We start from the raw sequence: 18268 nt of genomic DNA on the forward strand, positions 1-18268 counted from the left end.
CGGGGGTGGCGCCCTCGTCGGCGTCCGGGGGTCCAGCCCATTATCGCGTGCCGCCGCCCCGCGGGGACCGTCCATCACGGGAACACAACGCTGAGAGAGCGCTCTCTTGACAGGGGATGGCCGACCCACCACCCTGTCGTGAGAGCGCTCTCTTAGCCATCTGCCATCACCCGCCCGCCTTGAGAGAGGTCGAAATCCCATGGCTGTCTTCCCGCGCCGCCGCCTCGCCGCGGTGGCCCTCACCGCCGCCACAGCCCTGCTCGTCACCGCTGGCTGCGGCGGCGGCGACGAGCCGGGCGACGGACCGGTCACCCTGACCGTCGACGTCTTCGGCCAGTTCGGCTACGAGCAGCTCTACCAGGAGTACATGGCCGCGAACCCCGACGTGAAGATCGTCGAACGCGGCACCGGCACCAACCTCGACGAGTACTCGCCGAAGCTGACCCAGTGGCTCGCCGCCGGCCGAGGGGCCGGCGACGTGGTGGCCATCGAGGAGGGCCTGCTGGTCGAGTACAAGGCCAACCCGGCGAACTTCGTCAACCTGCTGGACCACGGCGCCGCCGACCTCAAGGGCAACTTCCTGGAGTGGAAGTGGAACGCCGGCCTGACCGCCGACGGCAAGCAGCTCATCGGCCTCGGCACCGACGTCGGCGGGATCGCCATCTGCTACCGCAAGGACCTCTTCGAAAAGGCCGGCCTGCCCACCGAGCGGGAGGCGGTCTCCAAGCTCTGGCCCACCTGGCCGGACTACATCGCCACCGGCGAGCGGTTCACCGCGGCGAAGACCGGCGCGTCCTTCCTCGACGGGGCGACCAACACCTTCAACACCATCCTGCTGCAAACCGCCGGCAACACCACCGGCTACAGCTACTACGACACCAGCGACAACCTGGTCGTCGACAGCAACCCATCGGTACGGCAGGCGTGGGACACCACCATGGACATCATCGACTCGGGCCTCTCCGGAAAGTACGGCTCCTGGTCGGAAGAGTGGGTCTCCGCCTTCAAGCAGTCGAAGTTCGCCACCATCGCCTGCCCCGCCTGGATGACCGGCGTGATCGAGGCCAACGCCGGCGCTGGCGCCCAGGGCAAGTGGGACATCGCCCGGGTGCCCGGCAACGGCGGCAACTGGGGTGGATCGCACCTCGCCGTGCCCAAGCAGAGCAAGCACCAGGCCGAGGCGATCGAGCTGGCCAAGTTCCTGACCAGCGCCAAGGGACAGATCGGGGCGTTCAAGGCCAAGGGCCCGCTGCCCTCTTCGCCGCAGGCGCTCGACGACCCGGCGATTACCGGCGCGACCAACGCGTACTTCTCCGGGGCACCGGTCGGCGCCATCTTCGGCACCGGCGCGAAGAGCCTGAAGCCGGTCTACATGGGCCCGAAGAACCAGGCTGTCCGGACCGAGGTGGAGAACGCCGTACGGACCGTGGAGCTGGGCCAGCGCAGCCCCGCGCAGGGCTGGACCGAAGCGGTGACCAACGCGAAGAAGGCCGCCGCCAAGTAGCCCAACCAGCGTGCGGGCGGGCTCCGACGACCGGAGTCCCGCCCGCACGGCGGAAAGGAGTCCCCGGGCATGACCGTCCAGCTCGACGCCCGCCCGCCGGTCGTACCGGCACCCCAGCGCTCGTCAGGTCGGCTCAGCCGGCTCGACACCCGATTCTCGCCGTACCTGTACATCGCCCCGTTCTTCCTGCTCTTCGCGGTCTTCGGGGTCTACCCGCTGGCGTACACCTTCTGGGTCTCGCTGCACGACTGGGACCTGCTCGGCGCCGACCACCCCTTCGTCGGGGCGGAGAACTACACCCGGCTGCTGGCCGATGCCGACTTCTGGCACGCGCTGGTCAACACACTGGGGATCTTCGTCATCTCGACCGTCCCGCAGTTGCTGGCCGCGCTCTGGCTGGCCAACCTGCTCAACCGCGGCCTGCGGGCTCGCACCGGCTGGCGGATGGCGGTGCTCGTCCCCAACGTCACCTCCACCGCCGCGGTGGCGATCGTGTTCGGGGTGATCTTCGGCCGCGAGTTCGGCATGATCAACTGGCTGCTCGACCTGGTCGGGCTGGACGCGATCGGCTGGAAGTCCAACCGGTTCGCCTCCTGGGTGGCGATCTCCGCCATGGTCGACTGGCGGTGGACCGGCTACAACGCGCTGATCCTGCTGGCCGCGATGCAGGCAATCCCCCGCGACCTGTACGAGTCGGCGTCCATCGACGGCGCCAACCGGGCCCGGCAGTTCTGGTCGATCACCGTGCCGCTGCTCAAACCGACGATCATCTTCTGCGCCATCATCGCCACCATCGGCGGATTGCAACTCTTCACCGAGCCCCGGCTGTTCCACTCCGGCACCAACCCGATCCGGGGCGGCCCGACGCGCGAGTCGCAGACGCTGACCATGTACATGTTCGAGAACGCGTTCGCACCCCACTACAACTTCGGATACGGCTCGGCGGTGGCGTGGCTGCTCTTCGCGCTCATCGCGATCGTCGCGGCAGTCAACGTGCTGCTCCTGCGCCGTCTCGGTGGCGGGGACCGCCCGCGGAAGGGAGCCGCGCGATGAGCCGACTCTGGCGGGCCAGCCCGCTCACCTACCTCGCCCTGATAGTCGCCGCCGGCCTGTCGGTCTTTCCGATCTGGTGGATGTTCGTGGTGGCCAGCCGATCCAGCGACGCGATGGGGCAACTGCCGCCACCGATGACACCGGGCGGCAACCTGGGCGCCAACATCGCCCGGCTGTTCGACAACACCGACGCGTACTTCCTGACCGGTCTGATCAACTCGACGATCGTGTCCACCACGGTCACCGTCTCCGTGGTGCTCTTCTCCAGCCTGGCCGGTTTCGCCTTCGCCAAGCTGCGGTTCCGCGGGCGCAACGCCCTGCTGCTCGTCATCATCGCGACCATGATGGTGCCGACCCAGCTCGGCGTGATCCCGTTGTATCTCCTGATGACCCGACTGCAGTGGAACGACCGGCTGCCCGCGGTCATCGTGCCGGCCCTGGTCACCGGGTTCGGGGTGTTCATGATGCGGCAGTACGCCGGCCAGGCGGTCAGCGACGAGCTGATCGAGGCCGCCCGGATCGACGGCTGCGGCACCGCCCGGATCTGGTGGCACGTCGTGCTGCCCGCCCTGCGTCCCGCCGCCGCCGTCCTCGGTCTGCTCACCTTCATGACCACCTGGAACGACTTCCTCTGGCCGTACGCTGTACTGAACGATCCGGCGAATCCGACAGTGCAACTGTCCCTACGAGCACTGTCGGACGGGTACTACCAGGACATGTCGCAGGTGTTCACCGGAACTGCCATCGCGACGCTGCCCCTGCTACTGGTCTTCGTGTTGTTCGGCCGGCAGATCATCGGCGGAATCATGGAAGGTGCGGTTAAGGCGTGAACGAGCGGAGCGAGCCAACCAACCGGCACAGCAACGAGATCCGGTTTCCCGAACACTTCCTCTGGGGGGCGGCCACCGCCGCATACCAGATCGAGGGCGCGGCCCGCGACGACGGACGCGGTCCGTCCATCTGGGACACCTTCAGCCGTACGCCGGGCAAGGTGTACCAGGGCCACACCGGCGACGTCGCCTGCGACCACTACCACCGGTACGCCGACGACGTGGCGCTGATGGCCGAGCTGGGCCTGCGGGCGTACCGGTTCTCGGTCGCCTGGCCACGGATCCAGCCCGACGGCACCGGCCCCGCCAACCCGCGTGGGCTGGACTTCTACGACCGGCTCACGGACACGCTGCTGGCTCGGGGAATCGACCCGATCGTCACCCTCTACCACTGGGACCTGCCGCAGGCCCTCGGTGACCGGGGCGGCTGGACCAACCGGGACACCGCCGAACACTTCGCCACCTACGCCACCGCGGTGTACGCCCGCCTCGGTGACCGGATCGACGTGTGGACCACGCTCAACGAGCCGTGGTGCTCGGCCTACCTCGGTTACGCCAACGGCCTGCACGCTCCCGGTGAGCAGGACCCGGCGGCGGCCTTCACCGCCGTACACCATCTGCTGTTGGGGCACGGCCTGGCGGCGCGGGCGTTGCGGGCGGCCGGCGCGCGCAGCGTGGGCGTCACCGTCAACCCGGCCGACGTACGCCCGGCCGACCCGGAGAGCGCCGCCGACGCCGCCGCGGTCCGCCTGGTCGACGGCCTGCACAACCGGATCTTCCTCGACCCGCTGCTGGCCGGCGGTTACCCGGACGACGTCCGGGAGCACGTGGCCCGGATCGTCGAGCCGACGTTCATCCGCGACGGCGACGAAAAGCTGATCGCCGCCCCGATCGACCTGCTCGGCATCAACTACTACGCCCCGAGTTACGTGGCCGGTCGGCCCGACGGCGCCGGCAACGACGCGTATCCGGGCACCGAGGGCGCAGTGCACTTCCTGCCGCCGGCCGGACCGCTCACCGACATGGATTGGATGATCGAGCCGGCCGGGCTCACCCGGTTGCTGGAGCGGATCGCCGCCGACTACCCCGGGGTACCGCTGCTGATCACCGAGAACGGTGCGGCGTTCCCCGACAAGCCCGGCGCCGACTCGCCCGACGGTCCGGCACAGGTGATCGACGCCGATCGCATCGCCTACCTCGACGGGCACCTTCGTGCGGCGCACGAGGCGATCTCCCGGGGCGTGGACCTGCGCGGTTATCTCGTATGGTCATTCCTGGACAACTTCGAGTGGGCGGAGGGTTACCGCAAGCGGTTCGGGATCGTGCACGTCGACTACCTGACCCAGCGGCGCACACCGAAGGCCAGCGCCCGGTGGTACCAGGAGGTGATCTCCCGGAACGGGCTGTGACGAGCGGGGGGAAGGCGCGATGACGACGGCGCAGCGGCCGACGCTCGAAGCGGTGGCAGCGCGGGCGGGTGTGTCCCGCGCCACCGTGTCCCGGGTGGTCAACGGCTCCACCACAGTCGCCGAACCGATCCGCGAGGCGGTCACCCGGGCGGTCGCCGAGTTGGGGTACGTCCCCAACCTGGCCGCCCGCAGCCTGGTCACCCAGCGCACCGACTCGATCGCCCTGGTCATGCCGGAGGCGGCCACCCGGGTCTTCTCCGACGACCAGGTCTTCCCCGGCATCATCCGGGGCGTCAGCCAGGAGCTGGAGGCGGCCGACAAGCAACTGGTGCTGATGCTCGCCGGCTCGCCGGCCGGGCACCATCGGGTCGAGCGGTACACCACCGGCCGGCACGTCGACGGCGTGCTCTTCGCGTCGCTGCACGGTGCCGACCCGCTGCCCGGCACGCTGGCCCGACTCGGCATCCCGGTGGTGGTCAGCGGTCGACCGCTCGGCGACGTACCCGTCCCGTACGTGGACGTCGACCACGTGGCCGGGGTGACCGCGGCCGTCCGGCACATGATCGACAGCGGTCGTCGACGGATCGCGACCATCGCCGGGCCACAGGACATGGTCGCCGGAATCGAGCGGCTCAGCGGCTACCGCAGCACGGTCGCCGACGCGGCGCTGCCCGAGCTGATCGCCATCGGTGACTTCACCCGGGAATCCGGGTCGGCGGCGATGCGCCGCCTGCTCACCGAACATCCCGACCTCGACGGCGTCTTCGCCGCCTCCGACCTGATGGCGCACGCCGCCCTGCGTACGCTGCGGGAGGCTGGTCGGCGGGTGCCGGACGACGTTGCGGTGGTCGGCTTCGACGACATCGAGACCGCCGCCTACACCGAGCCGCCGCTGACCACCGTCCGGCAACCGATCGTGGAGCTCGGTCGTCGGATGACCCGCCAACTGCTCCGGCTGGCCGCCGGGGAGACCATCGAACAGGCGATCATGCTCCCCACCGAGCTGATCCGACGAGCCTCCGCCTGACTCCCAGCCCGCGCCGCGCCCGCCGTGCGATCCGCGCCCCGCCCGACCCGCAAGATCCGCATGGTTATTGCGTCGCTTCGACAGACGATCGTCGCTAGCCTCGCCGGCATGCCGGATCCTGTTGCGTTGCCGCACGTGTTCAGCTGTTCCCACCAACTCGTCGCGGTCGGCGCGGTCGCCGCCGTACCGATGGGGGCCTGACATGCGAATCCGGGTGGCACAGCCGGACGACGCCCCGGGCGTGGTGGCCCTGCGGACGACGGTCTACCCGTACCTGGTGCGGGGGGTCGAGTCGACCCGGAAGATGCTCGCCGAGCCCCCACCCGAGGAGGGCTGGACCGCCTTCGTGGCCGAGGTCGACGACCGGGTGGTCGGGTGGACGTCCGCGCAACGCTCAGGCTGGACCTCCACCCCGAACTTCGGCGAGATCTCGATGCTGCACGTGCACCCGGAACACCGGCAACAGGGCGTCGGCACGGCGCTGCTGACCGCCGCCACCGACCACCTCCGCCAACTGGGAATCCGCCGGATACGCGCGATGGCGCAGACGGACGGGCTGCCGTTCGCCCGCCGACACGGTTACGAGCCCAGCCGGGAGGTGCGCTACTCGGCGCTCGACCTCGACCCGGCGCCCGCGCTACCCGAGCTACCCCCGGGCGTACGGCTGCTGCCGATCTCCGACCTGGACCCGCACCTGCTGTACGCGGCGGACGTGGCCTCGGCCGCCGACGAGCCGGGCGACGTGCCGGTCGACTCGATCAGCTACGAGAGCTGGCAGTACGACGTCTGGGACAACCTCGGCCTGGACAAGGCGGCCAGCACCGCCGCCGAGGTCGATGGTGCGGTCGCCGCCTTCAGCCTGGTGAAGCGGGACGGGGACCGGATGTGGTCGGACTTCACCGGCACCATCCCGGAATACCGGGGGCGGGGCCTCGCCCGGATCACCAAGACCGCCGCGCTGCACCGGGCCGCCGCGGACGGCGTGCGCGTCGCGTACACCTCGAACGACGAAGCGAACGGGCCGATGCTCGCGATCAACACCCGACTGGGCTACCGACCGGTGGCATCCCAGTGGACCTGCCTGGCCGACCTGACCTGACCGCCAACCACCCGTGGGCCTCCGCGTCCGGCGGGGCGGTGTCGCTCCAGCCCCTAGGCGACGGGGTTGTCGAACACGCGGCGGGCGGTGGCGTGGGTGTCGGGGCCGAAGAGCACCAGACGGGCCTCGGTGACCGTGGCCGGGGTGGCCGAACGCAGCACCGCCAGCGCCTGACCGACCGCGTCGTCGACCGGCCAACCGTAGATACCGGCGGAGATCAGCGGAAAGGCCACCGTGGCCGCGCCCACCTCGTCGGCCACCGCGAGGCTGTTGGCGTAGCAGTCGCGCAGCAGCGCCGACCGGTCCTCGGTGGCCGACCAGACCGGCCCGACGGTGTGGATCACCCAGCGGGCCGGCAGTTCCCCGGCAGTGGTCGCCACCGCCTGGCCGGTGGGCAGACCCTTGCCGTAGTGGGACGCCCGCAGCGCCCGGCACTCGGCCAGGATGGCCGGCCCGCCGCGCCGGTGGATCGCACCGTCGACCCCACCGCCGCCGAGCAGGGACGAGTTCGCGGCGTTCACGATGGCGTCCACCCGCTGGACGGTGATGTCCCCCTCGACCAGGGTGATCTCCATGTCAGCTCTCCTCGATCGGCTGGCCCATCGAGCGGCGGGCCAGCAGAGTGGCGCCGGCGACCGCGGCCGGCATGATCAGCACGGCGCCGAGCGGAATCAGGAAGCAGAGGAAGACAGCCACGCCGAAGCCGAGCGCGGTGGGTCGGTCGGCCTTCAGGATCGTCCGGCGCTGCGGTAGCCGCATCCCGCGACGGTAGAACGGCGCGCCGACCAGTTCCACGGCGAGGAACCAGCCGCCCACGGCCGCCCCGATGACCGGGACGACCGTCTGGCCGATCACCGGGATGAAGCCGGCGACGAAGAGCGGGATGCCGACCAGCGCCGTGAGCGCCACCAGGCGTACCGAGTCGGCGAGGCTGCGACGCAGCGACGACCAGAACGGCACGTCCACCGCGCCCGGCGTGCCGCCGTACCGCTGTTCGACCTGCTCGGAGATCTTCTCGTAGAACGGGTCGCCGATGACCAGGGTGACCGCGGTGAAGGTGAGCACGCCGAGCAGGCCACCGAGCCCCAGGAAGGCCAGCCCGGCGATCACCCGGACCAGGCTGCGACCAGTGCTCGACCAGTCGTCGGCGAACGGGGTGACCAGCGCGGCGAGGTCGTCCACGAAGTACACCAGCGTGGCGAGCGCGGCCAGGAAGAGCACGCCGGAGATCAGCGCCGGCACGATGCCGAGCAGCACCAACCCCGGGCTGCGGACGTAGAGGCCCAACCCACGTAGGAGCAGCCCCGCCCCGGCGAAAAAGCGTCCGACGACCCCGGTCACCGGGCTGGCGATTCTGCTGACATCCACGATCGAGCAGCCTAACCAGCCGTGATCGAATCCGCCGGGCGGAGCGCTAGCAGCGACCCGTCGCGTACACATCAACCGGTTGGCGGACGGCCGCGATCCACCGGGGACGCCGGGCTTCGTCGCCGACCGGTCGATTCGCCGCCGGGTCACCCCGACAACCCTTGAGGGGTACGAAGTCAGCGGCGGAAGGCGGCACGATGCCGGTCATCGAGGTGACCCACCTGAAGAAGCGGTACGGCGATCTGGTGGCGGTGGACGACGTGTCGCTCACCGTGCAGGCCGGGGAGATCTTTGGCGTCCTCGGTCCGAACGGCGCCGGCAAGACCACCACCGTGGAGTGTGTCGCCGGTCTACGTGTCCCCGACGGGGGCGGGGTGTCGGTCCTTGGGCTCGACCCCCGCCGGGACGCGGCCCACCTGCGCCAGCGGGTCGGGGTGCAACTCCAGGAGAGCCAACTGCCGGACCAGCTCCGGGTGGCTGAGGCCCTGGAGCTGTACGCCTCGTTCTACCGCAACCCGGCCGACCCCGTCGAGTTGATCGAGAGGCTGGGCCTCGGCGAGAAGCGGAACACCGCGTACAAGAAGCTCTCCGGCGGTCAGAAGCAGCGACTCTCCATCGCGCTGGCGCTGGTCGGCAACCCGGAGATCGCGATCCTCGACGAGCTGACCACCGGGCTGGACCCGCAGGCTCGGCGGGACACCTGGAGCCTCATCGAACAGGTCCGCGACAGCGGAGTGACGATCGTGCTGGTCACCCACTTCATGGAGGAGGCCGAGCGACTCTGCGACCGGGTCGCGGTCATCGACAGAGGCCGGGTGGTCGCGCTGGACACCCCGGCGGGGCTCGTGTCGACGGTGGCTCCCGAGCAGCGGATCCGGTTCCGGCCGTCCGCCCCGGTCGACGACCGGCTCCTCACCGACCTGCCCGAAGTCTCCGCCGTGCAGCGCACCGGCAGCCAGGTGGTGGTGACCGGCACCGGTGACCTGCTGCACGCCGTCACCTCGGTGCTCGCCCGCCACCAGATCGTCGCCGCCGATCTGCGGCTGGAGCAGTCCACCCTCGACGACGCCTTCGTCGAGCTGACCGGGCGCCGGCCCGCCGCCTGAGGGAGAACCGACATGCGCGCCTTCGGGCAGATCCTGAAGATCGAGACACGACTCTTCCTGCGGGACTTCGGCTCGCCGCTGACCACCATCGTCCTACCGCTCGCGCTGCTGGTGGTGTTCGGGCTCATCCCGGCGACACGTCAGCCGGAGACCCAGTTCCGTGACCTGTCCTTCATCCAGTACTTCGCACCCTCACTGCTGGTGATCACGCTCGCCATGTCGGCGGTCAACATCCTGCCCACGGTGCTGGCCACCTACCGGGAACGTGGGGTGCTGCGCCGGCTGGCCACCACGCCGGCCAGCCCCGCCGCGTTGTTGACCGCCCAACTGCTCATCTCGCTCGCCACCATCCTGGTCAGCGCCGTACTGCTCGTCGCGGTGGGCTGGCTGGCGTTCGACGTTCCGCTGCCCCGGCGTCCGCTGGGCTTCACACTGGCCCTCCTCCTCGGCACGGCGGCCCTGCTGGCGCTCGGTCTGCTCGTGGCGGCGGTGGCGCGGACGGCGAAGTCGGCGCAGGCGATGGCCGTGCCCCTGTTCATGGCGGTCATGTTCTTCGGTGGCGTCTACGTTCCCCGGTTCCTCCTGCCGGACTTTCTGGTCCGAATCGGCGACTACACACCACCAGGGGTGCAGGCGCTACTCGACGCCTGGACCGGCACACCACCGCAGCCGCTGCACCTGGGGATAATGGCGGTGGTCGCCGTGGCGGCGGGCGCCGGCGCGGCGAAACTGTTCCGCTGGGAGTGATCGGGGATTCGATGACCAGCAGCGGTGCGAACGACCGTCTGGCCAGGTGGCGAGAGCACGAGGCGACCCTCTATCGCGTGGTCCCCTACGGCGGGCTGGCTCTCGGCACCCTGCTGGCCCTCGTCGCGCCAGCACCCCACGGCCTCGGGGTGACCCCCACCATCGCCGTCGCCGTGGCCGCCGGGTGCTGGGTCACCTGGTTCGTCACCCTGCACCCCGGCTGGCAGAGCCGGCGCAAGCTGATGGCGGTCTACTACGCCGGGCTGATCACGTTCGCCGCCGCACTGGTGGCCGCCAGTCCGTGGTACGGCCTCTTCGCCTGGATCGGTTACATCCATGCCTTTCCGGTCCTGCCCCGGCGCTGGCGGATCGCCGGGGTGACAGCCACCGCCGCACTCATCGCCACCTCGCAGGGCGGTGGCCTGGCGATAGCGATCTCGCACTGGCCGCTCTGGCTGCTGCTGGTGCTGTTCAACCTGGTGGTGGCCGGCTCGGTGACCTGGTTCGCGATGATCGCCGAACAGGAGGACGCCAAACGCAAGCGCTTGGTGGCGGAACTCGGCGAGACCAACCGCCAACTCACCGAGACGGTCAGTGAGAACGCCGGGCTGCACGCCCAACTGCTCACCCAGGCCCGGGAGGCCGGCGTGCTGGACGAACGGCAACGAATGGCACGGGAGATCCACGACACCCTGGCTCAGGGGTTGACCGGCATCATCACCCAGCTGGAGGCGGCCGAGCAGACCCGTGACCGGTCCGCCGACTGGCGCCGGCACGTCGACAATGCGCTCGCGCTGGCCCGGGAGAGCCTCACCGAGGCCCGCCGCTCGGTACAGGCGGTCCGTCCGGAACCGTTGGAGACGGCCCGGCTACCGGATGCCCTCGTCGAGCTGGGCGGGCGCTGGTCGGCCCGGAACGGGGTACGGGCCGACGTGGCCACCACCGGCACACCCCGTCCGCTGCACCCGGAGGTCGAGGTGACCCTGCTCCGGGCCGCCCAGGAAGCGCTGTCCAACGTGGCCCGGCACGCCGCCGCGTCGCGGGTCGGGCTGACCCTGTCGTACATGGCGGACGTGGTCACGCTTGATGTCCGTGACGACGGGACGGGCTTCGACCTCACCGACCGGCCGGTGCCTCGCGAGCCGGGCGGCGGGTACGGGCTGACCGCCATGCGGCAGCGGGTGACCCGGGTCGGTGGCGAGTTGGCCGTCGAATCCGAGCCGGGCAACGGCACCGCCATCTCGGCGTCCGTCCCCGCGCTACCCGGAGGTGCCGGGTGACCGCCCCGGTACGACTGCTGATCGTCGACGACCATCCGGTGGTGCGGGACGGGCTGCGGGGGATGTTCACCGGTGACCCCGATTTCGAGGTGGTGGGTGAGGCGGCGGACGGTTCGGAGGCGTTGGTCCTGGTCGCGACGCTGCGGCCGGACGTGGTGCTGATGGATCTGCGGATGCCCGGGATGGACGGGGTGACCGCCATCGGCAGGCTGGCTCGCGCCGGCAGCGCCGCCCGGGTGCTGGTGCTCACCACCTACGACACGGACGCGGACGTGCTGCCGGCGATCGAGGCCGGTGCGACCGGCTACCTGCTCAAGGACACCCCTCGGGAAGATCTGGTTCGCGCGGTCCGGGCCGCGGCCCGGGGTGAGTCGGTGCTCGCGCCGAGCGTCGCCGGCCGGCTGATGGGCCGGCTGCGCGCTCCTGCCGAGGAGCCGCTCAGCCAACGGGAACTGGAGGTGCTCACCCTGGTGGCCCGGGGTGCCTCCAACCGGGAGGCGGCGACCCGCCTGTTCATCAGCGAGGCCACCGTCAAGACGCACCTGCTGCACGTGTACGCCAAGCTCGGGGTCAACGACCGGGCTGCCGCGGTGGCCACCGCGTACGACCGGGGGCTGCTGACGCCCGGCGGGCGGTGAGCGGCACCGGGCAGGATGGGCGGGTGCGCGCGTCTCGACTGATCTCGTTGCTGTTGCTGTTGCAGGCGCGCGGGTCGATGACCGCGAGTGAGCTGGCACGGGAGCTGGAGGTCTCCGAGCGGACCGTCTACCGGGACGTCCTGGCGCTCTCCGCGGCGGGCGTGCCGGTCTACGCCGACCGGGGGCGGGCCGGCGGTTACCGCCTGCTCGGCGGCTACCGCACCCGACTGACCGGGCTGACCCGGGACGAGGCGGAGGCACTCTTCCTCGCCGGGCTGCCCGGCCCGGCCGGCGAGATGGGGCTCGCCGACGCGGTCGCGTCCGCCGAGCTGAAGGTGCTCGCCGCGCTGCCACCCGCGCTGCGCGACGCGCCGGCCCGCGCCGGGCAGCGGTTCCACCTGGACATGCCGGGCTGGTTCCGGGAGACCGCGCCACCGCTCTGGTTGCCCGAGCTGGCCCGGGCGGCCTGGACAGACCGGCTGGTGGAGCTGCGCTACCGACGCGGCGACCGGGAGGTGACCCGCCGGGTCCAGCCGTACGGCCTGGTGCTCAAGAGCGGGGTCTGGTATCTGGTCGGCCGGATCGGCGACGACGTACGCACCTACCGGGTGGACCGGGTCACCGGGGTCGAGGTGGGCGACGAGCACTTCGACCGGGACGAGGGCTTCGACCTGGCCGGGCACTGGCGCGAGCAGGCCGGGTCGTTTTTGCGGACCATGCTGCGGGCCGAGGTCGCCGTCCGGCTGAGCCCCGCCGGCCTGCGCCGGCTCCGGCACCTGGTCGATGCCCCTTTCGTGTACGACGAACTGGTCGCCGCCGCCAGCCCACCCGACGGGCAGGGCTGGGTGGTGGCGCGGCTGCCCGTCGAGTCGGTCCAGGTGGCGTACCACCAACTGCTGGGGCTCGGCCCCGAGGTGGAGGTCCTCGACCCACCCGAGCTGCGGCAGCTGTTCGCGGAGAGCGCCGACCGGCTCGCGGCGCTCTACCGGTAGCCGGTTCTGCGCCTACCGGTAGCCGGTCACGTCCGACGGTTTGCCCGCGTCGACCACCTCGGTGATGTAGCGGAAGCCCTCGGGTTGGCTGCCGTCCAGGTCGGTGAAGCCGTACACCTTGGACAGCGTGCCAGCGTCGACGGACTTGCCGCTCCAGCGGGCTTTGTCCTCGTCGGCGGCGAGGGCGGCCACCGCACGGCCCACGAAGGCCGGGGTCTCCGAGATGAGGAAGTTCGGGTCGGTGGCGGCGCCGTCGCGCCAGTTCTCCTCGGTCACGCCGAAGTGCTCCAGCATCGCCTCGGAGCGGATCCAGCCGGGGGTGAGCGCCACGGCCGTGCAGCCGTGCGGCTTCAGCTCGTGCGCCTGACTGAAGGCGAGCCGGTTGACCGAGACCTTGGCCAGGTCGTAGAAGACCGACAGCCGGTAGTTCTCGTCGTTGTACGCCTTGGTGCCGTCGCCCATCTCCACCACCAGCCCGCCGGGCTTGCGGATCAGCAGCGGCAGGGCGAAGTGGCTGGTGATGATGTGCGTGTCGACGGCCAGTCGCAGGGTACGGAAGCCGGCGTCGAGCGGCTGCTCCCAGACCGGCTTGTCCCAGGTGACCAGCGGGTCGCCGCCCCAGATGTCGTTCACCAGCACGTCGAGTTGGCCCTGCTCGGCGTCGATGCGGGCGACCAGGTCGCGGACCTGCTCGGGCACCAGGTGGTCGACCTGAACGGCGATGCCGGTGCCGCCGGCCGCGCTGACCAGCTCGGCGGTCTCTTCGATGGTCTCCGGCCGGTCCATCTCCGAGCGGCCGGCCCGGGTGCTGCGACCGGTGGCGTAGACGGTCGCACCGGCCGCGCCGAGCTGAACGGCGATCTGCCGCCCGGCACCACGGGTGGCACCGGCGACGAGCGCGATCTTTCCTGTGAGCGGTTGTGTCATGCCTCCGACGTTGTCAGGAATACCTGACAACCGACGTCCGAATTCGGTACTCGATCTAATCCACCAGCCGGACCCGGACCCGACGGTTGGCCCGGCCCTTGCTCTCCACCTTGACCACCTGCACCTTGCCGATCTGGGCGGTGGAGGCGACGTGGGTGCCGCCGTCGGCCTGCACGTCCAGCCCGACGATGTCGACGATCCGGACCTCCTGCTCATCCGCCGGGATGAGGTTGGACTGGGTGCGGATGATGTCCGGCAGGGCCAGCGCCTCGGTGCGCGGCAGCACCCGGGTGGCGACCGAGCGGTCAGCGGCCACCTCGGCGTTGACCAGCTCCTCGATGCGGCTCTTGAAATCCGGGGGCACCTCGGGGAGGTTGAAGTCCATCCGGGCCTCGCCCGGCTCCATCGAGTTGCCTGTCACGAGCGCGCCGAAGTCCCGGAACACCACACCGCAGAGCACGTGCAGGCCGGAGTGGGTACGCATCAGCCGGGTGCGGCGCTCGTCCTCCACCGCGCCGACGACCTCGGTGCCGACCGGCGGCAGCGGGTCACCCTCGGCGGGGATCAGGTACGGGTCGTCGCCCTTGCGGGTGCCGACGATGCGGGTCTGCACGCCCTGCCAGAGCAGCACCCCGTGGTCGGGTGGTTGACCACCGCCGCCCGGGTAGAAGGCCGAACGGTCCAGCACGATGCCCTGCTCCGCGTCGGCGTGCAGGACCGTGCACGTCCATTCGCGCAGGGTCGGGTCGGCAAGGTCCAGCCGGTGCGTCCGGCCATGCTGTGTGACGCCCATGACAGGGCAGGTTACTCGTTCAGAAAGCCGGAGATGCGGTCCCGCAGATCGGCGCGTTCCGACCAGAGCACGCCGGGCCGGTCGTACACGTGCAGGGTGGCCTGGGGCAGCGCGACGGCGAGCCGCTCGGCGACCTCGACCGGGTGCAGGTCGTCGCCCGCGCAACCGATCACCAGCGCCGGCGCGGTGACCGCCGTCAGGTCACCGATCTGGCGCAGCGGTGTCTGGTCGGTGAGCGTGGCCAGACCTTCGGCCAGACCGTCGCGGAGCAGCTGGTCGAGCCGTTGTCGCAGGTACGCCCAGCCGGCCGGGGTGTTGCGCACGGCCGGGGGCAATTCCAGCGTGACGATGTCGGCGACCGCCGAGGCGTCCCCGCTCTCCACCGCCTCCAGCAGGTCGGTGACGCGTTCCCGGGCGATCGGCCCGCGTGGCTCGTCGAGGACCGCCGGCAGGAAGAAGACCAGCCTGTCGAAACGTTCCGGGCTCTCCGCGAGAAGTCGGCAGAGGGCACCCGCGCCGAGGCTCGCGCCGAACGCCCGGCTGGCGCCGCCGAGGTCGGCGATCGCACGCAGATCCCGGGCCAGGTCCAGGTAGTCCCACGGCCCGTCCGGGGCTTCGGAACGGCCGTGCCCGCGGAACTGGAAGAACACCTTGCGGCCGTTCACCCCACTGCCGAACGGGCGGGTGGTGGCGATGCCGTTGCCCAGCCCGTGGGCGAAAACGGTGACCGGATCACCGGTGCCGGTGACCAGCCGCTCCAGCCGTACGCCGTGTGGGGTGGTGACCAGCTCGGTCTCCGGCTCCGGCAGCGCCGGCCGACCGGTACGCGGCCCGCCCGGCCCGGGCCCCCAGGTGCGGGGCCCGCTGTCGGGTGGGGGCGGCCAGCGAAAACCTCTCACCAGAACCCTTTGCCGTCGCTCAGGTCGCGCAGACCGACCCGGACGTCGAGCAGGTAGATGAGCGCGGCGGCGATGCCGATCAGTCCGAAGAGGCTGATCGGACCGAAGCCGAGCAGGGTGAGCACGAGACAGACCGCCAGGATGGCGATCCAGCCGCCCTTGGGCAGCGTCCCGATGGCGGGGAAGGCGTCGGAGCGCTGCGTGACGGCGTGCACCAGCGCGACACCCTGGATGATCAGCGCGAAGACGAGCAGAATCAGCTCGATCACGTAGCGGACTTCGAACGCGAAGATCGGCGCGGCGTTGGCCATGTCGGCAAGTTTATGTCCACGACCCCGGCTACGTCCGACAAGGACGCCGCCGGGGTCGTCGACCCGACGAGTTACTCGGCGGCCGGACGGGTCCGCTTGGTGGCCCGGGGAAGCTTCGCCGACGGGGTCTCGGCCGGCTTGGCAGCCTTCGGCGCGCGGGCGATCTTTTTGACCGCGGCCGGCTTGGCCTCGGCGATCTCGGCCACGTCGGCCGGGGTCGGCGCGGCGGCGGGGGCCGGAGCGGCGGGGGTGGCAGCCGCAGTGGTGGCCGGCGTCACGGCCTCGGTGGCCTCGATGTCGGCGTTGACCGTCTCGGCGGCCTCCAGCACGCCGGCACCGACGACACGCTCGCCCCGGGCGACCAGCGCGCCGTACGCGGCGAACGCGCGCTCCTGGGCGACCTGGGCGCCCGCGACCACCAGGGCGGCGTTGCGGGTCGCGGCGGCGCGCAGCTTGTCGATGTCGGCCACCTCACGCAGCTTCGCCAGGTCGGCGGTCTCGTTGGCGGTACGCAGCGTCTCGGTGGCCTTCTGCTTCAGCTCGAAGCCGGTCAGCACGGCCCGGCCACCCAGGTCGGCGACGACGCGGGTGCTCAGGACGCCGACCACGGCCGGCAGCTTGCGCAGCTGCTCGATGGCCAGCTCACCGGCGCCGGCTGCGGCGTAGATCGGGGCGGGGATGCGATTGGTCTTCGGCTCGCTCATGACGTCTCCTCTTCGGCCGCCTCGGCGGCCTTCTTCTGGGGGATGCTGGTGCTGCCCGGGGCGGGGGCGGTGCCCGCCTCGGTGACGGCGACCGACTCGAGCACGGCCTCGGTCGGGGTGCCGTCCACGGTGGTGGGGCCGGTGGCGGCCACATTGGCCAGGTCCGCGGCCTGGCTGGCGGGCTGACTGGCGGGCTGACTGGCGGGCTGGTCGGCCTGGGCCGCGTCGGCTTCGGCCTGGGCCTCGGCCAGCCGGGTGTTCTCCCGGCGGAACGTCTCGTAGATCTGACTGAGCGACTGCTTCTGCGCCATCGTCAGGTCGGCGTCCACGGCGATGGCGGCGAGCACCCCGTGGCCTTCCTTGTCGTCGAGCAGACCGGCGCGCAGGTACATCGCCGGGGTGGAGACCCGCAGCGCGCTGGCCAGTTGCTGGAGCACCTCGGCGCTGGGTTTGCGCAGGCCACGCTCGATCTGGCTGAGGTACGGGTTGCTGACCCCCGCCTGCTCGGCGAGCTGCCGTAGCGAGATCTTGGCGTTGCGCCGCAGATCGCGGATGAACCCGCCGACGTCGGGAAGGTCCTTGGGTGTGGCCATGGCAGCGACGCTAATAGCCAGCGCTAGCTCCTGCAAGCAAAACGCTAACCATAGTTAGCAAGGTCTCAGCACCCCGTTTGCGTGGCGCTCGGCCGATCCGTACGGTCCGTCCGTGCACAAGATCACAGTCAATGGAGCAAGCATCGCGTACGACGAGGCCGGCACCGGCTCGCCCGTCGTCCTGCTGCACGCCGGAATTGCCGACCGGCGGATGTGGCGCGGGCAGGTGGCCGCGCTCGCCGCCCGGCACCGGGTGATCGTCCCGGACCTGCGCGGCTACGGAGACTCGGAACTCCCCCCGGCCCCGTTCGCGCACCACGACGACGTGGCCGGGCTGCTGGATGCGCTCAACCTTCCGCAGGCCGCCCTGGTCGGCTGCTCCTTCGGTGGGGCCGTCGCCATCGACACCGCGCTGGCTCACCCCGACCGGGTGAGCGCGCTCGCGCTGTTCGACACGGCGGTCTCCGGCAACGAGTGGTCCGACGAGGCGAACGACCTCTGGGACGCCCTGGTCGGAGAGGTCGACCCCGACGACTTCGTCGCCGGCGCGGCCGGTGAGGTGCGGTTCTGGGTGGTCGGCCCGCGCCGCCAGCCGGAGGACGTCGACCCCGAGCTGGTCGCGTTCGCCCAGGAGATGGACCAGCGCGCCCTCGCCGCCGAGCTGGCGCTCGGCGCGGTCGAGGTGGGAGAGCTGTCGCCACCGGCGATCGGCCGTCTCGGCGAGCTGAAGATTCCCGTCCTGGTCACCGCCGGTGCCGCCGACGTGCCGGACATCAGCCGGCTCGCCGACCGGATCGCCGCCGAGGTCCCCGGCGCGGTACGACTGCCCGACGTGCCGGACGCCGCGCACCTGCTGCCGCTGGAGCGTCCGGAGCCGGTCAACGCCGCGCTGCTCGACTTTCTGAGCTGAGCGCGCCCGCGACGCACGCCTCGGACGTCGTGACGCGGGCCGACAGCGCCGCATCACCGCGTCCGTCATCAGACCCGT

The 18268-nt window shown here is 71.1% G+C and carries 20 protein-coding genes; 12 read left to right on the top strand and 8 right to left on the bottom strand.

What is annotated here, in order from left to right:
- The first annotated feature begins 199 nt into the window (after positions 1–199).
- The 6 genes from AC5L30_RS12430 (at position 200) to AC5L30_RS12455 (ending at position 6922) form a co-directional block, all read left to right on the top strand.
- A complete protein-coding gene (locus tag AC5L30_RS12430) occupies positions 200–1504 on the top strand; it encodes an ABC transporter substrate-binding protein (protein ID WP_494867286.1) in 1305 nt (434 codons plus the stop codon).
- A 69-nt stretch (positions 1505–1573) separates the two neighbouring features.
- Positions 1574–2557 carry a carbohydrate ABC transporter permease gene (locus AC5L30_RS12435; RefSeq protein WP_494867288.1) on the top strand — a complete coding sequence of 328 codons (984 nt, stop codon included), beginning with the start codon at positions 1574–1576 and terminating at the stop codon, positions 2555–2557.
- Positions 2554–3387 carry a carbohydrate ABC transporter permease gene (locus AC5L30_RS12440; RefSeq protein WP_494867289.1) on the top strand — a complete coding sequence of 278 codons (834 nt, stop codon included), beginning with the start codon at positions 2554–2556 and terminating at the stop codon, positions 3385–3387. The genes AC5L30_RS12435 and AC5L30_RS12440 overlap by 4 nt, the downstream gene beginning before the upstream one ends.
- Positions 3384–4796, top strand: coding sequence for a GH1 family beta-glucosidase (locus tag AC5L30_RS12445; protein WP_494867290.1), 1413 nt, complete (start codon positions 3384–3386; stop codon positions 4794–4796). Before AC5L30_RS12440 ends, AC5L30_RS12445 begins: the two co-directional genes overlap by 4 nt.
- A gap of 19 nt (positions 4797–4815) precedes the next feature.
- On the top strand, positions 4816–5823 hold the full coding sequence (locus AC5L30_RS12450) for a LacI family DNA-binding transcriptional regulator (RefSeq protein ID WP_494867291.1): 1008 nt from the start codon (positions 4816–4818) through the stop codon (positions 5821–5823).
- 202 nt (positions 5824–6025) lie between these two features.
- Positions 6026–6922 (top strand): GNAT family N-acetyltransferase, encoded by an 897-nt coding sequence (locus tag AC5L30_RS12455; protein ID WP_494867292.1) that lies wholly within the window; start codon positions 6026–6028, stop codon positions 6920–6922.
- A 53-nt stretch (positions 6923–6975) separates the two neighbouring features.
- On the opposite strand, the gene AC5L30_RS12460 is transcribed toward AC5L30_RS12455, so the two are convergent.
- Together AC5L30_RS12460 and AC5L30_RS12465 are read right to left on the bottom strand one after the other, a co-directional pair.
- Positions 6976–7497, bottom strand: a complete 522-nt coding sequence (locus AC5L30_RS12460) for an O-acetyl-ADP-ribose deacetylase (protein ID WP_494867293.1) — start codon at positions 7495–7497, stop codon at positions 6976–6978.
- Position 7498: 1 nt separating this feature from the next.
- Positions 7499–8290: an EI24 domain-containing protein gene (locus AC5L30_RS12465; RefSeq protein ID WP_494867295.1), complete on the bottom strand. Its 792-nt coding sequence runs from the start codon at positions 8288–8290 to the stop codon at positions 7499–7501.
- Positions 8291–8487: 197 nt separating this feature from the next.
- On the opposite strand from AC5L30_RS12465, the gene AC5L30_RS12470 reads away from it, so the two are divergent.
- Genes AC5L30_RS12470 through AC5L30_RS12490 form a run of 5 tightly spaced genes read left to right on the top strand, consistent with a single transcriptional unit; the run spans position 8488 to position 13053 of the window.
- Positions 8488–9396, top strand: a complete 909-nt coding sequence (locus tag AC5L30_RS12470) for an ABC transporter ATP-binding protein (RefSeq protein WP_494867297.1) — start codon at positions 8488–8490, stop codon at positions 9394–9396.
- A gap of 12 nt (positions 9397–9408) precedes the next feature.
- Positions 9409–10143, top strand: a complete 735-nt coding sequence (locus AC5L30_RS12475; protein ID WP_494867298.1) for an ABC transporter permease — start codon at positions 9409–9411, stop codon at positions 10141–10143.
- A gap of 11 nt (positions 10144–10154) precedes the next feature.
- Positions 10155–11423 carry a sensor histidine kinase gene (locus tag AC5L30_RS12480; protein WP_494867299.1) on the top strand — a complete coding sequence of 423 codons (1269 nt, stop codon included), beginning with the start codon at positions 10155–10157 and terminating at the stop codon, positions 11421–11423.
- Positions 11420–12061, top strand: coding sequence for a response regulator (locus AC5L30_RS12485; RefSeq protein ID WP_196919960.1), 642 nt, complete (start codon positions 11420–11422; stop codon positions 12059–12061). Before AC5L30_RS12480 ends, AC5L30_RS12485 begins: the two co-directional genes overlap by 4 nt.
- A gap of 23 nt (positions 12062–12084) precedes the next feature.
- Complete coding sequence (locus AC5L30_RS12490) at positions 12085–13053, top strand: helix-turn-helix transcriptional regulator (RefSeq protein WP_494867300.1); 969 nt, start codon at positions 12085–12087, stop codon at positions 13051–13053.
- Positions 13054–13065: 12 nt separating this feature from the next.
- Here AC5L30_RS12490 and AC5L30_RS12495 read toward each other — a convergent pair whose 3' ends face one another.
- The 6 genes from AC5L30_RS12495 to AC5L30_RS12520 form a co-directional block, all read right to left on the bottom strand.
- Positions 13066–13980, bottom strand: a complete 915-nt coding sequence (locus tag AC5L30_RS12495; RefSeq protein ID WP_494867301.1) for an SDR family oxidoreductase — start codon at positions 13978–13980, stop codon at positions 13066–13068.
- 55 nt (positions 13981–14035) lie between these two features.
- Entirely contained in the window at positions 14036–14773 is a 738-nt protein-coding gene (locus tag AC5L30_RS12500) for an alanyl-tRNA editing protein (protein ID WP_334507216.1), read from the bottom strand.
- An 11-nt stretch (positions 14774–14784) separates the two neighbouring features.
- Positions 14785–15672 (bottom strand): alpha/beta fold hydrolase, encoded by an 888-nt coding sequence (locus AC5L30_RS12505; RefSeq protein WP_494867302.1) that lies wholly within the window; start codon positions 15670–15672, stop codon positions 14785–14787.
- On the bottom strand, positions 15669–15983 hold the full coding sequence (locus tag AC5L30_RS12510; protein ID WP_030327754.1) for a DUF2516 family protein: 315 nt from the start codon (positions 15981–15983) through the stop codon (positions 15669–15671). The genes AC5L30_RS12505 and AC5L30_RS12510 overlap by 4 nt, the downstream gene beginning before the upstream one ends.
- 71 nt (positions 15984–16054) lie before the next feature.
- Positions 16055–16687: a hypothetical protein gene (locus tag AC5L30_RS12515; protein WP_494867303.1), complete on the bottom strand. Its 633-nt coding sequence runs from the start codon at positions 16685–16687 to the stop codon at positions 16055–16057.
- Complete coding sequence (locus AC5L30_RS12520; RefSeq protein ID WP_494867304.1) at positions 16684–17280, bottom strand: helix-turn-helix domain-containing protein; 597 nt, start codon at positions 17278–17280, stop codon at positions 16684–16686. The genes AC5L30_RS12515 and AC5L30_RS12520 overlap by 4 nt, the downstream gene beginning before the upstream one ends.
- A 112-nt stretch (positions 17281–17392) precedes the next feature.
- On the opposite strand from AC5L30_RS12520, the gene AC5L30_RS12525 reads away from it, so the two are divergent.
- Positions 17393–18190, top strand: a complete 798-nt coding sequence (locus AC5L30_RS12525; protein WP_494867305.1) for an alpha/beta fold hydrolase — start codon at positions 17393–17395, stop codon at positions 18188–18190.
- The last annotated feature ends 78 nt before the right edge of the window (positions 18191–18268 follow it).

This window comes from Micromonospora sp. BQ32 (genome assembly GCF_059358895.1).

Bases quoted from the DNA above. Each gene is read 5' to 3' on its own strand.
- AC5L30_RS12430 (WP_494867286.1), top strand. From the start codon at position 200: ATGGCTGTCTTCCCGCGCCGCCGCCTCGCCGCGGTGGCCCTCACCGCC.
- AC5L30_RS12475 (WP_494867298.1), top strand. From the start codon at position 9,409: ATGCGCGCCTTCGGGCAGATCCTGAAGATCGAGACACGACTCTTCCTG.
- AC5L30_RS12480 (WP_494867299.1), top strand. From the start codon at position 10,155: ATGACCAGCAGCGGTGCGAACGACCGTCTGGCCAGGTGGCGAGAGCAC.
- AC5L30_RS12435 (WP_494867288.1), top strand. From the start codon at position 1,574: ATGACCGTCCAGCTCGACGCCCGCCCGCCGGTCGTACCGGCACCCCAG.
- AC5L30_RS12515 (WP_494867303.1), bottom strand. From the start codon at position 16,687: ATGAGCGAGCCGAAGACCAATCGCATCCCCGCCCCGATCTACGCCGCA.
- AC5L30_RS12510 (WP_030327754.1), bottom strand. From the start codon at position 15,983: ATGGCCAACGCCGCGCCGATCTTCGCGTTCGAAGTCCGCTACGTGATC.
- AC5L30_RS12440 (WP_494867289.1), top strand. From the start codon at position 2,554: ATGAGCCGACTCTGGCGGGCCAGCCCGCTCACCTACCTCGCCCTGATA.
- AC5L30_RS12500 (WP_334507216.1), bottom strand. From the start codon at position 14,773: ATGGGCGTCACACAGCATGGCCGGACGCACCGGCTGGACCTTGCCGAC.
- AC5L30_RS12450 (WP_494867291.1), top strand. From the start codon at position 4,816: ATGACGACGGCGCAGCGGCCGACGCTCGAAGCGGTGGCAGCGCGGGCG.
- AC5L30_RS12495 (WP_494867301.1), bottom strand. From the start codon at position 13,980: ATGACACAACCGCTCACAGGAAAGATCGCGCTCGTCGCCGGTGCCACC.
- AC5L30_RS12470 (WP_494867297.1), top strand. From the start codon at position 8,488: ATGCCGGTCATCGAGGTGACCCACCTGAAGAAGCGGTACGGCGATCTG.
- AC5L30_RS12460 (WP_494867293.1), bottom strand. From the start codon at position 7,497: ATGGAGATCACCCTGGTCGAGGGGGACATCACCGTCCAGCGGGTGGAC.
- AC5L30_RS12520 (WP_494867304.1), bottom strand. From the start codon at position 17,280: ATGGCCACACCCAAGGACCTTCCCGACGTCGGCGGGTTCATCCGCGAT.
- AC5L30_RS12455 (WP_494867292.1), top strand. From the start codon at position 6,026: ATGCGAATCCGGGTGGCACAGCCGGACGACGCCCCGGGCGTGGTGGCC.